General features: G+C 62.4%; 15 protein-coding genes. 5 read left to right on the forward strand and 10 right to left on the reverse strand.

Annotated features, from left to right (window positions below; translation table 11 throughout):
• A partial coding sequence (locus AACZ55_RS00005; protein ID WP_339641653.1) for an aldehyde dehydrogenase family protein occupies nt 1-453 on the reverse strand: 453 nt, incomplete at its 3' end.
• A 196-nt stretch (nt 454-649) separates the two neighbouring features.
• On the opposite strand from AACZ55_RS00005, the gene AACZ55_RS00010 reads away from it, so the two are divergent.
• Nucleotides 650-1,579 (forward strand): aldo/keto reductase, encoded by a 930-nt coding sequence (locus AACZ55_RS00010; RefSeq protein WP_339641656.1) that lies wholly within the window; start codon nt 650-652, stop codon nt 1,577-1,579.
• A gap of 67 nt (nt 1,580-1,646) precedes the next feature.
• On the opposite strand, the gene AACZ55_RS00015 is transcribed toward AACZ55_RS00010, so the two are convergent.
• From AACZ55_RS00015 to ehuB, 5 genes are all read right to left on the reverse strand, one after another.
• Nucleotides 1,647-2,171, reverse strand: coding sequence for an Lrp/AsnC family transcriptional regulator (locus AACZ55_RS00015; protein WP_338607782.1), 525 nt, complete (start codon nt 2,169-2,171; stop codon nt 1,647-1,649).
• A gap of 125 nt (nt 2,172-2,296) precedes the next feature.
• Entirely contained in the window at nt 2,297-3,076 is a 780-nt protein-coding gene (ehuA, locus tag AACZ55_RS00020) for an ectoine/hydroxyectoine ABC transporter ATP-binding protein EhuA (protein WP_339641659.1), read from the reverse strand.
• Nucleotides 3,073-3,765, reverse strand: coding sequence for an ectoine/hydroxyectoine ABC transporter permease subunit EhuD (gene ehuD, locus AACZ55_RS00025; RefSeq protein WP_338607784.1), 693 nt, complete (start codon nt 3,763-3,765; stop codon nt 3,073-3,075). Before ehuD ends, ehuA begins: the two co-directional genes overlap by 4 nt.
• Nucleotides 3,766-3,769: 4 nt before the next feature.
• Nucleotides 3,770-4,441 (reverse strand): ectoine/hydroxyectoine ABC transporter permease subunit EhuC, encoded by a 672-nt coding sequence (gene ehuC, locus AACZ55_RS00030; RefSeq protein WP_338607785.1) that lies wholly within the window; start codon nt 4,439-4,441, stop codon nt 3,770-3,772.
• Nucleotides 4,442-4,553: 112 nt separating this feature from the next.
• On the reverse strand, nt 4,554-5,423 hold the full coding sequence (gene ehuB, locus AACZ55_RS00035; RefSeq protein WP_339641662.1) for an ectoine/hydroxyectoine ABC transporter substrate-binding protein EhuB: 870 nt from the start codon (nt 5,421-5,423) through the stop codon (nt 4,554-4,556).
• Between the two features lie 394 nt (nt 5,424-5,817).
• Between ehuB and eutB the strand changes: the two genes are divergently transcribed.
• From eutB to argE, 4 genes are all read left to right on the forward strand, one after another.
• A complete protein-coding gene (gene eutB, locus AACZ55_RS00040) occupies nt 5,818-6,810 on the forward strand; it encodes a hydroxyectoine utilization dehydratase EutB (RefSeq protein WP_339641664.1) in 993 nt (330 codons plus the stop codon).
• Entirely contained in the window at nt 6,810-7,802 is a 993-nt protein-coding gene (gene eutC / locus AACZ55_RS00045) for an ectoine utilization protein EutC (RefSeq protein ID WP_339641667.1), read from the forward strand. The genes eutB and eutC overlap by 1 nt, the downstream gene beginning before the upstream one ends.
• Before the next feature lie 33 nt (nt 7,803-7,835).
• Complete coding sequence (locus AACZ55_RS00050) at nt 7,836-9,020, forward strand: M24 family metallopeptidase (protein ID WP_339641669.1); 1,185 nt, start codon at nt 7,836-7,838, stop codon at nt 9,018-9,020.
• Nucleotides 9,021-9,095: 75 nt separating this feature from the next.
• Complete coding sequence (gene argE, locus AACZ55_RS00055) at nt 9,096-10,262, forward strand: acetylornithine deacetylase (protein ID WP_338607790.1); 1,167 nt, start codon at nt 9,096-9,098, stop codon at nt 10,260-10,262.
• A gap of 255 nt (nt 10,263-10,517) precedes the next feature.
• On the opposite strand, the gene AACZ55_RS00060 is transcribed toward argE, so the two are convergent.
• From AACZ55_RS00060 to AACZ55_RS00075, 4 genes are all read right to left on the reverse strand, one after another.
• Nucleotides 10,518-11,519 carry a TIGR03842 family LLM class F420-dependent oxidoreductase gene (locus AACZ55_RS00060; RefSeq protein WP_339641672.1) on the reverse strand — a complete coding sequence of 334 codons (1,002 nt, stop codon included), beginning with the start codon at nt 11,517-11,519 and terminating at the stop codon, nt 10,518-10,520.
• Between the two features lie 96 nt (nt 11,520-11,615).
• Nucleotides 11,616-12,389: an ABC transporter ATP-binding protein gene (locus AACZ55_RS00065; RefSeq protein ID WP_339641674.1), complete on the reverse strand. Its 774-nt coding sequence runs from the start codon at nt 12,387-12,389 to the stop codon at nt 11,616-11,618.
• Nucleotides 12,386-13,444 (reverse strand): putative F420-0 ABC transporter permease subunit, encoded by a 1,059-nt coding sequence (locus AACZ55_RS00070; RefSeq protein WP_339641676.1) that lies wholly within the window; start codon nt 13,442-13,444, stop codon nt 12,386-12,388. Before AACZ55_RS00070 ends, AACZ55_RS00065 begins: the two co-directional genes overlap by 4 nt.
• A gap of 142 nt (nt 13,445-13,586) precedes the next feature.
• Nucleotides 13,587-14,525, reverse strand: a complete 939-nt coding sequence (locus AACZ55_RS00075) for a putative F420-0 ABC transporter substrate-binding protein (protein ID WP_339641678.1) — start codon at nt 14,523-14,525, stop codon at nt 13,587-13,589.

Raw genomic sequence — 14,525 nt, forward strand, 5'->3', positions numbered from 1 at the left:
GTCGGGCAGGTGGGAGGTGACGGATTCGATATTGGGGCGCTTGGCTTCCTCGGCAAAGAACTCGACGAAAGAGGCCGCATAGGCGATTTCGCCGCGCGATTCGGAGATTGGCTTGCCCTGTTCGGCGGTCATGATCTGGGCGAGGTCTTCGCGCGCATCCATGATGAGATCGTACCAGCGGCGCAGGATCGTGGAGCGCTCCTGGGGCAACAGCCCCGACCACTGGGCAAAGGCCGCATCGGCCTGATCGATGGCGGCAGAGGATTCTTCTGCGCTCAATGCCGGAATGGTGCCGACCACATCGCCGGTGGCGGGATCGGTAACGGCAATGTCTTCGCCCGACGCAGCGGCCACCGGACGGCCGGCGACATGGGCCAGTTGGCAGAACAGCTCGGGATCGGTCAGCGTCGTGGCAAGGCCGGACGGGGCATATTTGGCGGACAGGCTCGACATGGGCACGAGTCTTTCGTTTAGCGGGGAACCAGACTGACCATAACGGGGAAGCGGGAGAGGTGGGCGCCAAACTGACCGGGGGTAAGGCGATGGTTCTGATGGTTTGATGGTCGAAGCGAAGAGGGTTATTCTGCCGGACCCGACTCGCCCCATTCCAGCCCGTCTCATTCCCGTATTCCACAAGGTCCGATCCGAAATGAAAACCTATACACTCCCAGCGTTCGGCCGGGATGTTTCCAGCATCGTTTTGGGCATGATGCGCATTGCGAAAATGGAGGACAGCGAGATCGACGCCCTGGTGCGCGGGGCGCTCGATCATGGGGTCAATGTGCTCGATCATGCCGATATCTATGGCGGAGAGCGCCACAGATGCGAGGCGCGGTTCGGCGAGGCGGTCGCGCTATCGGCGGGCGAGCGCGAGCAGATTGCCATTCAATCGAAGGTCGGCATCCGCAAAGGATATTTCGATTTTTCGGCCAGCCATATCGTTTCGACCGTCGATGAATCGCTTGCGGCGCTGAGGACCGATTATCTCGACGTGTTGCTGCTCCATCGCCCCGATACGCTGGTCGAACCCGAGGAAGTGGCCGCGGCATTCGATGCCTTGCACGCGGCGGGCAAGGTGCGCCATTTCGGGGTATCCAACCATACGCCCGGGCAGATCGAATTGCTCAAGACGGCGGTGCGTCAGCCCCTGATCTTCAATCAGGTGCAGCTTTCGCTCGCGCACGCGCCGATGTTTGCGCAAGGGGTGGCGGCCAATATGGCCGGGCTGGAGCAATCTGTCAGCCGCGACAATGGGCTGCTGGAATATTCGCGCATCAACGCAATGACGCTGCAGGCATGGTCGCCGTTTCAGGCGGGGTTTTTCGATGGGGTTTTCGTGGGCGACCGCGAGCGGTTTCCCGCGCTCAACACGGTGCTTGACGAATTGGCCGGAACCCATGGCGTGACGCCATCGGGCATTGCGGTGGCCTGGATCATCCGGCATCCGGCCAATATCCAGGTGGTGCTGGGCACCACCAAAGCCAGCCGGGTTGCCGAAGCGGCGGCGGGGTCGGACGTGGAGCTGAGCCGGGAGGAATGGTATCGGCTGTTTACGGCAGCGGGGCATACGCTGCCCTGACGATGTGCCGTTATCCCGGTGACGGGTGGCTGCACATCGCGGCTTTACCGATAGGCTGTAAGCCCCTCTACCCCGCGTCGGCCACCGCGCTCACTGGCAGGGGCGTATCTTTTACCGGGGCCGTGACGACGTAGGAATAGTAGCGCCGCACGCCGATCTTGGCGGCCAGAAGGTCCTCGATGAGTTTTTGATAATCTTCGAGGTCGCGGGTGATGATCTTGAGCATGTAGTCGATGCCGCCGCCCACCGCCCAGCATTCGACGATCCGCTCGATCTTGCCGATAGCGGCCTCGAAGCGGGAAAAGTCCTCGGCCTGATGGCTTTCGAGTTCGATCTGGACGAAAACGATGGTCAGCGGGCCAAAGGCGCGCAGCGAGATGCGGGCGCCGTAGCTTTCGATGATGCCTGCATCTTCGAGGCGTTTGAGGCGCTCCCAGCAGGGGGTGGGGGTGAGGTTGACCCGTTCGGCGAGCGTAGCCTTGGGTATGCGGCCCTCGCGCTGGAGGATCGCCAGAATTTTCAGGTCCCGGTCATCGAGCTTGAGTTGAACCTGGCGAATGGCAGCGCCCCTTTTTGCCAAATGCTTTTGCATCGGCGCAAGCTACTCTCTCGGGGGGGCTAACGTCCAGATTTATGACAAGAAAAAGTTTCACAGGCCAATACCCCACCGGAAGCAGGTCCGATGGGTCGCCCGTTGCCGAGTGCCGTTCAGAAGCGCTAGTTGTCTTCCAGAACGGCCTTGAGAAATTCGCGCGTGCGCTCTTCCTTGGGGTCGGTAAACAGAACCTCGGGCTTGTCCTGTTCGAGCACCCTGCCCTGGTCGAAAAAGCAGACTCTATCGGAAATCTGCCGCGCGAAATTCATTTCATGGGTGACCAGTAGCATGGTCAGATCGTGTTCTTCGGCCAGGCGCCGGATGACGCCGAGCACTTCGCCCACCAGTTCGGGATCGAGCGCGGAGGTCGGCTCGTCAAACAGCATGATCTTGGGCCGCATGGCCAGCGCCCGGGCGATGCCCACGCGCTGCTGCTGGCCACCGGACAACTGGTGGGGGTATTTGTCGGCCTGGTCGGTCAAACCCACCATCTCGAGCAAATCGTCGGCGCGCTCTTTCGCCTCGCCTTTCGAGACGCCCAGAACCTGGGTCGGCGCTTCGGTCAGATTGCGCCGCACGGTCATGTGCGGGAACAGATTGAACTGCTGGAACACCATGCCCATCTTTTCGCGCATCCTGCGCAGATGGGACTCGCCGGCCGGCTTGAGGCTGCCATCGCCGGACTTTTCGTGCCAGAGCGTATCGCCATCGACATAGACCACGCCCCCCGAAATCGGCTCGAGGGTCATAAGGATGCGCAGCACCGTGGATTTGCCCGATCCAGAGGGCCCGATGATGGTGACCTTCTCGCCCGGCTGAACCTCGAAATCGAGTTCGTTGATGACCGTGAAGGTGTCGAAACGTTTGACGACCTTGTCGAACTTGATGATGGGGTCGGTCATTTAAGCGGAATCCCTCTTTTGGGCAGGGCGCGGTCAACGAAGCGGACGCCCGTTGAAGCCACCAGAGTCATGATGAGATAAAGCCCGCCCACCATCGAGAGCGGAATGATGTAATTGAACGTGCGGTCGCCGATGATGCGGGCCACGTTGAGCATTTCGAGCACGGTCACGACCGAAAGCAGCGGCACGTCCTTCATGATCGAGACGAGGTAATTGCCCATGGCGGGGATGATGCGCGGCACCGCCTGGGGCAGGATGATGTGAGTGAAGGTACGGCCGCCCGAAAGATTGAGGGCGCGGGCCGCCTCGTGCTGGCCCTTGGCCACCGCCTCGATTCCGGCGCGATAGACTTCAGATGTATAGGCCGAATATTGCAGGCCCAGAGCCAGCGCGCCGGTCATGAAAGCGGGGAGCGTAATGCCGAATTCGGGCAGCACGTAATAGAGAAAGAACAATTGGATCAAAAGCGGGGTATCGCGCAGAAACTCGGTGACCACCGCGGCGGGCCAGGAAATGATCTTAAGCGGCGCGGCCTTGAGCGCGGCCCAGACGAGCCCCACGACCAGCGCGATGAAAAAGCCCAGCACGGTGGCCTGAATGGTCACCCACATGCCGATCAAGAGGATGGGCAGGATCGAGGTGGCAAAAGCCCAGTTGGACGAGGCGTCCCATGCAATTCCGAACAGCATCTCGTCACCTCGCTCCGGCGCGCCAGCGGCCCACGAACCGCTCGAGCAGTTTCATCATGGCGGTCAAGACCAGCGCCAGCCCGAAATACATCAGCAGCGCCAATGAATAGATCGTCGTCGAATCCTGGGTGAAATTGCGCAATTGCTCGGCGCGGAAGGCCAGATCGGAGAGCGAAATGAGCGAGACCAGTGCCGTGTCTTTCAGGTTCTGGACCGCCAGATTGCCGAACGAGGGCATCATTTCGGGGATGGCCTGAGGCAGCGCTATGCGCCAGAGCGTCCGACGCGGCGTGAAATTGAGCGCCTTGGCGGCCTCGTACTGGTCCTTGGAAACCGACTGGATGGCTCCGCGCACCACCTCGGCGCCGTATGCGCCGATGTTGAGCGAGAGCGCCAGCACACCGGCAACGACCGGGGGCAATCGCAGATCGATGCCGATGGCCTGCCCTGCCACCGGCAGCGCGAAATAGAGCCAGAAGAGCTGCACCAGCAGCGATGTGCCGCGGAAGATCTCGATATAGCCGACCGAAATCGCCTTGATGAGAGGGTTGTGGGCGAGCTTGCCGATACCTGCGGCGAAGGCGAGAATCGCCCCGAACACCGTTGAATAGATCGTCAGCTCGACGGTCACCCAAGCCCCTAGCATCAGGGGGTTGAGATATTGGGTCCAATCCATGAAGGCGTTCTCGAAACAGCTTTTCTGGAAAACGGGTGAAGCCTAACCAAGTTGCCGGCGGGCGCCTTTTCTGGTCGCGCCCACCGGCAGATCGGTATCAGAGCAATGCGCCTTATTCGGTGCAGAGCTCCTCAGTGCTCATGTCGAACGAACGCGAGGTGTCGGCATCGGTAAAGCCGTAGCCGGACACGGTTTCGAGCCATTCGTCGCTCTGCTTGTACTCGGCGAGCACCTCGTTGACCGCGTCGCGGAGCTCTTCATTGCCTTCGGCAAAGACGAACCCGCCCCAGGAGCGCTGTTCGGTCCCGTCGATGACCGGATCGGTGAAGCCTTCGGCCACTTCAACGGCATCGCTCTGGCCGGCCAGCTCGCTGGCGGTCAGACCGGTCGCTGCATAGGCATCGGCGCGGCCGGTCGAAACCGTCGAGATCGCGTCGGCGTTGGACGAGATCGTCACGAGCTGATCTTCAGACACCCCGAGCGCCTGCATCATGTCGAGCTGATTGGCGCCAGCCATGATGGCAACCGTCATATCGGAATTTTCGGCGAAATCGGCGTAGCCGCTCAGCCCCTCGGGGTTGCCGGCGGGCACCAGAAGACCTTCACCGTAGGAGGTGTTGGGCTCCGAATAGATGACCGTTTCGCAACGGGTGGGGATGATGGCCATTTCGGCGGCGACCATATCGAAACGGTCAGCCTGAAGGCCGGGGATCAGCGAGGAAAAATCGGTGGTGACCCACTCGATATCGGTCACGCCGAGTTCCTCGACAATGTGCTTGGCCACATCGGGGCCGGCACCCATGGCTTCGCCGGAAACCGGATCGATATAGCCATAGGGGATTTCGTTGGCGACGGCGATGCGGATCGAACCGCTTTCCTGAATTTCTTCAAGGCTGGCGGCCTGAGCGGCGCCTGCGACGGTGAGCGCAGCGGCGCTGGCGAGCAGGGTTGTCTTGAGGGCCTTGGAAATTGTTGCGTGCATAATGTTCCTGTCCTTTGATATTATCGCTGACATTGTGCGCAGTGCCGAAATTGAGGGCAAATATGACCCCAATTCATTCAAAGTCGGGCGGCACCGTTCCCGAAGTCACTCCGGGGACAAAGCCACCTCATCACTGCCGAACTTGAGCGTTCTCTGCACATAATGCTTTAACACGGGATAGGGTTGCCAACTTCTGGCCACAAGTCGAGGGACGATACGTCTATATAGGGCGGGGTTTGGCAGCAAGATCGACTGCACGGGTCGTTCAAAATGGAAGGACCGCCCACGCGCCGGGGCTGCATAGTCGGTCGATTATCAATTGCCGGCCAAGCCCTTAGGTGGCGCATAGGGTCGGCGTGTCGGCTGACTCTTAGACAGAATTAAGGGATGGTGCATGGCCGAAATGGTGACGATGGCAGACGTTCTGGCGGCCCGCCGGCGCATTGGTCCGCTCGTGCATCGCACCGCGCTGACACCGAGCCTGTCGCTGTCCGAAGCGAGCGGGCAGACGATCCTGCTCAAGAACGAGCAGCAGCAATTGACCGGCAGCTTCAAGCTGCGGGGTGCGACCAACGCGGTGCTTTCGCTTTCCGATGAGGAGCGCGGGCGGGGCGTTACCGCAGCCTCGACCGGAAATCATGGCCGTGCGCTTTCCCATGCCGCCAAGGCTGCGGGCACGCGCGCAGTGATCTGCATGTCGTCTCTGGTGCCCGCCAACAAGGTCGAGGCGATCAGGGCGCTGGGGGCCGAAGCGCGAATCGTGGGCAGGAGCCAGGACGATGCGCAGGTCGAGGTGGACCGGCTGGTCGCCGAGGAAGGCCTTATCGACGTCCCGCCGTTCGATCGGGCCGAAGTGATCGCCGGACAGGGCACACTGGGGCTGGAAATTTTAGAGGATGCGCCCGAACTCGACGCGGTGCTGGTGCCGCTTTCCGGTGGCGGGTTGATCGCGGGCGTGGCGCTGGCGATCAAGACGCTTTCGCCCAAGACGCGGGTGGTCGGGGTGTGCATGGAGCGCGGCGCGGCCATGGTTGCCTGCCTTGCTGCGGGCCAGCCGGTGGAGGTTGAAGAGCTCGAAACGCTTGCAGATTCGCTGGGGGGCGGGATCGGGCTGTCCAATCGCTACACCTTTTCGATGGTGCGCGATCTGGTCGATGAAACCATCGTCCTGACCGAAAAGGAAATCGCCGAGGCGATTGCGCATGGGTATTTCAAGGAGCGCGAGGTGCTCGAAGGCGCGGCAGCCGTGGGGATCGGGGCGATCCTTTCGGGCAAGTTCGTGCCCAAAGGCCCGACCGCGCTGGTGCTGTCGGGCAAAAATATCGACATGGGCGTTCACGGCCAGATCATAGCGGGCACGCACACGGCGTTGAGTGAGGCTGCGTGATGGCTGACGTTCAGATTCTCACCGAAACCGATCTGAAAAAGCTCGTGCCGCTCGATCTCGAGGCCGTCCAATGTGTCGAGGATGCATTTGCGGCGCTGGCGGGCGGCAAGGTGGTGATGCCGCCTATCCTCAGGCTCGATATCGCCGAAGCCAATGGCGAGGTGGATGTGAAAACCGCCTATGTGCCGGGGCTCGAGAGCTTTGCCATCAAGATGAGCCCGGGCTTTTTCGACAATCCCAAAATCGGGCTAGCTTCGACAAACGGGCTGATGGTGGTTTTGTCGGCAAAGACGGGGCTGCTCGAAGCGCTGCTGCTCGACAACGGGTATCTGACCGATGTGCGCACGGCAGCGGCGGGGGCCGTGGCGGCCAGACATCTTTCGCGTGAGGATTCGGAAAGCGCCGCGATCATCGGGGCCGGCATGCAGGCCAAACTGCAGCTTGAAGCGCTGGCTCTGGTGCGGCCGATCAAGAAGGCCGTGATCTGGGCGCGCGACCGGGGCAAGGCCGAGGACCTGGCGCGGCACGCTTCGCAGAAACTAAAGATCGCCGCCATTGTGGCCAGCAGCCCGGAGACTGCGGTGCACGGTGCCGATATCGTGGTCACGACGACCCCGGCCACCGAACCGCTGATCATGGCCGACTGGATCAAAGCCGGTCAGCATGTGACCGCCATGGGATCGGACGCCGAGCACAAGAACGAAATCGATCCCGCACTGGTCAAAAAAGCCGACCTCTATGTCGCCGACCGGTTGAGTCAGACGCGGCTTTTGGGGGAATTGCACCACGCCATAAAGACCAGGCTGGTGGATGAGCAGGACAGCTTTGCCGAACTGGGCGCTGTGATCGCCGGGACGGCAACGGGCCGGACATCTCAAGCGCAGATCACCTTCGCCGATCTCACCGGCACCGGGGTTCAGGATACGGCGATTGCCACCCTGGCCCGAACCCGCGCGCTGACCAGCGGCGCGGGCACACTCTTTCAGACCTGATTGTCGGGTCTCTTTCTGGAGCGCCAAGGCAAAATGCCCAATACCCGCCTGCCTTTTACCCTGCCCGAATATTACGAGCGCCTGGAGGCCGTCCGCCGGTCGATGCAGACGCAGGGCATCGACGTTCTGATCGTCACCAATCCCTCCAACATGCACTGGCTGACCGGCTATGACGGGTGGAGCTTTTACGTGCATCAGGCGGTGATCGTTTCGCTCACCGACGAGCCTTTGTGGTGGGGGCGGCCCATGGATGCGGTGGGCGCCGAAAAGACCACCTGGCTGGCAACGGACTCGATCTATTTCTATCCCGACGATTTCGTTCAGAACCCCGAAAAGCACGCCTATGTGCATCTGTGCGGCGTGCTCAAGGACAAGGGCTGGGACCAGCGCCGGATTGGCGTGGAAATGGACAATTATTATTTCACCGCCTCCTGCCTTGAGACGCTGCGGGCCGAAATCCCCGATGTCGCAATTATCGATGCCACTTCGGTGGTCACCTGGCAGCGTTCGGTCAAATCGGAAGCCGAGATCGAATATATGCGCCGCGCGGCACGGATCGTTGAAGCGATGCATGCACGTATTCGCGAGGTGACGCGGCCCGGTTTGCGCAAGAACGAGCTGGTCGCGGAAATCTATCACGCCTCGCTGGTTGGCGCGGATGGCTATGGGGGGGACTATTCGGCGATCGTTCCGCTCACGCCCTCGGGGCGCGATGCGGCGGCGGCGCATCTGACCTGGGACGATCGCGAGATGGTCAAGGGCGAAGGCACGTTTTTCGAGATTGCCGGATGTTACAAGCGCTATCACTGCCCGATTTCGCGCACCGGCTATCTGGGCAAGCCGCCCAAGGACATGCTCAAGGCGCAGGAAGCGGTGCTCGAAGGCATGGAAGCGGGCATGGCGGTGGCAAAACCCGGCTATACGTGCGGGGAAATCGCCGATGCGTTTTTCGGTGTGCTCAAGAAATACGGCGTCGAGAAAACCTCGCGCACCGGCTATTCGGTGGGGCTGTCCTATCCGCCCGATTGGGGCGAGCACACGATGAGCATCCGTCCGGGCGACCCCTCGATCCTGCGCGCCAACATGGTGTTCCATTTCATGCCGGCCATCTGGACCCCCGACTGGGGGCTGGAGATCACCGAAACCATGCGGATTACTGACGAGGGCGGGCCGGAGTGCCTGGCCAATGTGCCGCGCGAGATGTTTGTGAAGAACTAGAAAGGGCAAGGCCCCTCGCCCCGACCCTCTCCCCAGAGGGGCACGGCCCTAACCAGATATTGTGGAGTTTGATTCTTGGCCCATAGACTGCTCGGTGAAACGCTCGAAATCCTCGCGGACCTGATCGGCTTTGAGTCGGTGTCGGCGGACAGCAATCTCGAGATGATCGCCTATATCAACCACCGGCTCGACCAGATCGGCACGCGCACCTATCTGACGCTGAACGAGACGGGCAACAAGGCCAACCTTTTTGCAACGCTGGGCCCGCCGGAAGCCGATGGCGGGATCGTTCTGTCGGGGCACACCGATGTGGTGCCGGTGGAAGGGCAGGACTGGAGTTCGGACCCGTTCACGGCAACGCTGCGCAACCGAAAGATCTACGGGCGCGGGGCGTGCGACATGAAGGGGTTCATCGCCTGCACGCTGGCTTTTGCCCCCTATTTCCAGGAAATCGGATTAAAGCGCCCCATCCATCTGGCCTTTACCTATGACGAGGAGGTGGGGTGCCTTGGCGCACATGTGATGCTCAAGGAACTCAAGGCGACCGGCCGCAAGCCTTCGCTGTGCATCGTGGGCGAACCGACCATGATGAAGATCGTCGAGGGCAACAAGGGGTGCTGCGAATACACCACCCATTTTACCGGGCTCGAGGGCCATGGCTCGATGCCCGACCGGGGGGTCAATGCCGTCGAATATGCCGTGCAATATGTCACCAAGCTGCTCGAAATCGGCGGCGCGCTGAAATCGCGCGCGCCGGAGGGCAGCCGGTTCGAACCGCCCTGGTCGACAATTCAGATCGGTAAAATGGCCGGCGGCATCGCGCGCAACATCATCCCCGGGCAGTGTTCGGTGGAGTGGGAGTTGCGGCACGTCAATTCGGGCGATTTTGCCTTCACCCATGAGCAGATCACCGGCTTTGTCGAGGATGTTCTGCTGCCCAAAATGGTCGATATCCATCCCGACGCGGCGGTCATCACCGAAACCATCGGGGAAGTGGCCGGGCTCGAACCAATGACCAAATCGGAGGCCGTGGCACTGGTGCGGGCGCTGACCGGCAATGAGGATCCTGCCGAATGCGTGGCGTTTTCGACCGAGGCGGGCCTGTTTCAGGAAATGGGCATCGATACGGTAATCTGCGGACCGGGCTCGATCGAACAGGCGCACAAGCCCGACGAATTCGTGGAGCTGGACCAGTTGAGCGCCTGTCTGGAAATGATCGAGGGATTGGAAAAGCACCAGTAGGCTGGGAAGCCCCCTCAACCTGGACCTTGGGTCCAGCCTCCCGCAGGGAGAGGTGAGAAAGCGGCTGACGGTGGGGGAGATAGCGAGGGGTGGTGCATTTGCGCTCTGCCGTCATCCCGGGCCGAGACCCGGGATCCAGTAAGCGGCAGCTTGGCGGCTCCATCTCACGCGTTGGGGGCACTGGCCCCCGGGTCAAGCCCGGGGTGACGGTGGCGGGGTTATAGAGCTAGAGCATATCGCTGGCGCTCAGGAGCGCTACCGGAACGCCGGAATGACCTCGCGGCCATAGCGGGCGATGATGTCTTCTTCCTCGCCACTGTCGAGATAGATGTTGAACTGGGTAACGCCCGCCGCTTCGAGATCGCGGATCTTTGCGATGTGGTCTTCGGGCTCGCCGAGCACGCAGAAGCTTTCAACGATGTCGTCGGTGATGAAATCGAGGTACGGGTTATCGGACTGGCCGTGCTTGGAATAGTCATAGCCACGCCGCGCTTCGATATATGAGGTGAGGCTGGCGGGGACCTTGTCGCTGTCGGCGCCGTATTTCTCGACGATATCGGCCACGTGATTGCCCACCATGGCGGGGAACCATTTGGTGGCTTCGATGGCTTTTGCCTTGTCCCCGAAATAGGCGGGCGCAGCGGCCATTGAGCGATAGCTGCTCATATCCCGTCCCGCGGCCTTGCCTGCGGCGATGCACTGGTCGGTGAACCATTTGCACAGGCCCGGTTCTGCGATCTGGAGCACGACGCCATCGGCGCTTTCCCCAGCGGTTTTGAGCGCCAGGGGCCCATAGGCAGCGATCCAGGAGGGTATATCGTGGCCCACGGCCCAGGGAAACTGGACGGGGTTGGGCACATCGCCATACATTACCTCTTCGCCGCGCACCATGGCGCGGGTCTTGGCGATGAATTCGGCCACGCGTTTGAGCGTTGCGGGCTTGTGGCCCATCACCCGGCGCGAGGAATCCCCTCGGCCGACGGCCAGATCGAAGCGCCCGCCGCTCTGTTTGGCCAATGAGCCGAACAGCGAAGCGGCGACGGACCAGTCACGCACGTCGGGATTGGTGACCAGCGGCCCGAACCGCATGGATTTGGTCCATTCCATTCCCATGGCCATGGCCGGATACGGATCGCGCCAGAGGATGTGGGAGTCGTAGAACCAGCAATAGGTGAAACCGGCATATTCGGCGGCTTGAATCAGATAGCGCGCCCTGTCGTGATCGACGAAACCCTTGAAGGTGATCCCGAATTCCATTGTCCCTACCCTTTCAGAACCGGCACCCCGCATTTGCCGTGCGGGAATATTTTGACCAGACGATCAAATTTTTAGACGGGGCGCAAGAGGAATTCGTCACGGCCCATAGGCGATCATCGGGCGGCCAGAGGCCGGGTTGGGCACTATGGTGGCGGCGACGCCATAGACGCGGGCGAGAAACGCGGAATCGATGACCGTTTCGGGCGTGCCCTGTGCCACCACCCTGCCCCGATCGAGCGCCACGACGTGATCGAACCAGGCGGCGGTCAGGTTGAGATCGTGCATGGTGACGAGGATGGTGAGCCCTTCACGGGCAAGGGCGCGCAGGATTTCCATGACGGCGATCTGGGCGGAAAGATCGAGATGGTTGGTGGGCTCGTCGAGCAGCAGCAGGCGCGGGGATTGGGCGAGGGCGCGGGCAATGTGCACACGCTGCTGTTCACCACCGGACAGGGTGGAAAAGCGCCGCGTTGTGAACTCTGCGACCCCGGCCCGGGCCATGGCGCGGGCGGCGATCTCCTCGTCGCCGGTCTGGCTGTCGGCGGCCCATAGGCCCTGATGGGGCAGGCGGCCGAGCATCACCACGTCATGAACGTCGATGGGCTGGTCGGTTCCGGCGGTCTGTTCGACCAGGGCGGCGACGCGGGCGCGCTCCCGGCGCGGCAGGGCGTGAAAATCGGCGCCCGCGAATTCGATATGGGCGCGCGCGCCCGGCTCGAAACCGAGGATCACCCGCAGCAGCGAGGATTTTCCGGCGCCATTGGGGCCGATCAGCGCGTTGAGACGGCCTGGCTGGAGGGCAAAGGATACATCATCGAGGATGGTCTTGCCCTCGAGGGTGAGACTGGCGCTTTGGATGGCAAGGCTCATGTGGCCCGCCTGTTGCGCAAGAGGATGAGGAAGAAGGCCGGGGCGCCGATCATGGCGGTGACGATGCCGACAGGCAGCTCGCGCGGGTCGAACAGGGTGCGGGACGCCGTATCGGTCCAGACCATGAAAACGGCCCCGGCCAAAGCCGCGAGCGGGAGCAGATGGCGGTGCCGTCCGCCGGCGACGAGCCGCACCGCGTGGGGCAGGATCAAGCCAACAAAGCCGATTGCGCCCGAAATCGCAACGAGAACGCCGGTCAGAAGCGCGGTACCGCCCAGCATGACCCAGCGGGTTCTTTCGACATCGATGCCCAGCGCGCGGGCGGCGGTATCGCCAAAGACGAACCCGTCGAGGATACGGCCCGAGGCGATCAATGGCGCGCCCACGGCGGCCAGCGCCACAAGCGCCAAACCTGTATCGGACCAGCGCGCCGCGGCCAGCGAGCCCATCAGCCAGGACAGGATTTCGCGGTAGGAATCCCCGGTCGCCGTCCAGAAGATCAGAAACGAGGTGAGCGCGGACGCGAGCGCGGAAACGGCCAGCCCGGCGAGAATGGCGCGCGACGCGGTGATGGCGCCGAGCGAGCGGGCCAGCCCCAGCGTCAGTCCCATGGCGACCAGGGCACCGATGAAGGCGCCGACCGGCAGGAGCAGCGTCGCGCCGATCAGCATCATGGAAACGGCACCCACCGAGGCACCGGACGAAAGGCCGAGGAGGTAGGGATCGGCCAATGGGTTGCGCGTCAGAGCCTGCATGACGGCACCGCAAATGGCCAGCCCGGCACCCACGGCAGCGGCAGCGAGGACGCGCGGCAGGCGCAATTCCCAGACGATCCCCTCGCGCAGGCGCGAGACCGGGTTTTCGGCAATAAGACCAAGTTTGTGGGCGATCACCGCCCAGACTTCACCGGGGGAAATATCGGCGGGGCCGATGGTGACGGCGATGACGAGAGAAGCACAAAGCAGTAGTGCCAGCCCCGCCAGCCCGGCCTGAAACTTCAGCCGCCGCAGGGCGGCGGGCGTGAGGGCGGACAGGCCGAGCGGGGCGGCGACCATTAGAGAGCTTTCCCCCAAGTGTTCCCAACCCACCGCGCTGCCCCGGACCTGATCCGGGGCCCAGCAGCGCCAATCGAAACTCCAGCGCCCGAGGCTGGCTCACATGGGCCCCGGCTTTCGCCGGGGAAGCGAAGGAGGGGAGTCATGGGTTCAGATCCAGTTCCTGGAGCTGCCGGGCCAGATCGGCGGTGGCGGGGATGGAGCGGATGCCCGGCTCGGCGGCGGGGAACGGGATGATGATGTAGCGCTCGTTCTGGACGGCGCTCAGGTTCGCGGTCGCCGGATTGTCGTTGAGGAGGGTGATCTTCTGGGTGACCGAATTCCATGCGGCGTCGACAAGGATCATCACGTCGGGGTCCTCGTCGACAATGGCTTCCCAACTGGCAGAGGTCCAGGTGTCTTCCACATCGGCAAAGATGTTGGCGATGCCCAGCGCCTCCATGGTCATTTGCGGGCCGCCCAGGCCGGCGCCGACATAGGGGGTGGAGGTGGCCGAGGAATACCAGACGCCGGTCAGGTTTGAGGTTGGTTTGATCTCTTCGAGCATGGTGCGCTGCTCGGCGACAAGTTGGGCGGCGCGGTCCTCGACATCGAAAATGGCGCCCATTTCAACGATCTGGTCGAACACATCCTCGAACGAGAGCTTTTCGGGGGTACCTTCCGAGCGACAGGCGGTGGGGGCGACATAGGTGGCAACGCCGAGAGCGTGCAGGCTGTCGCGCGTCCCCGCCGCATCGGCGGCAAAACTGGATTCCCAGCCGCCATAGACAAAATCGGGCTCGGCTTCGAGCACCACTTCCTGGGAGGGAACGCGATCGGCAAGGACGGTCAATTGGGTGTCGGGCGCCCATTCATCGGGCACCGGGCCGTCCTGAAAGCCGACGCCGACGATTTTGTCGCCAAGGCCCAAAGCCAGAAGCAGTTCGGTGGCGGTGGACTTGATGGTGACGACCCGTTCGGGCGGGGCATCGAAGGTTACCGTGGTGCCGCAGTTTTCGATGGTGAGCGGGTAGTCGGTGGCGAGGGCGGGGGTTGAGAGGGCCGCGGCGAACAAGAGACCGGAAAGTACCGCAATGGCCAT

Source organism: uncultured Pelagibacterium sp. (assembly GCF_963972885.1).
GTDB lineage: Bacteria > Pseudomonadota > Alphaproteobacteria > Rhizobiales > Devosiaceae > Pelagibacterium > Pelagibacterium nitratireducens.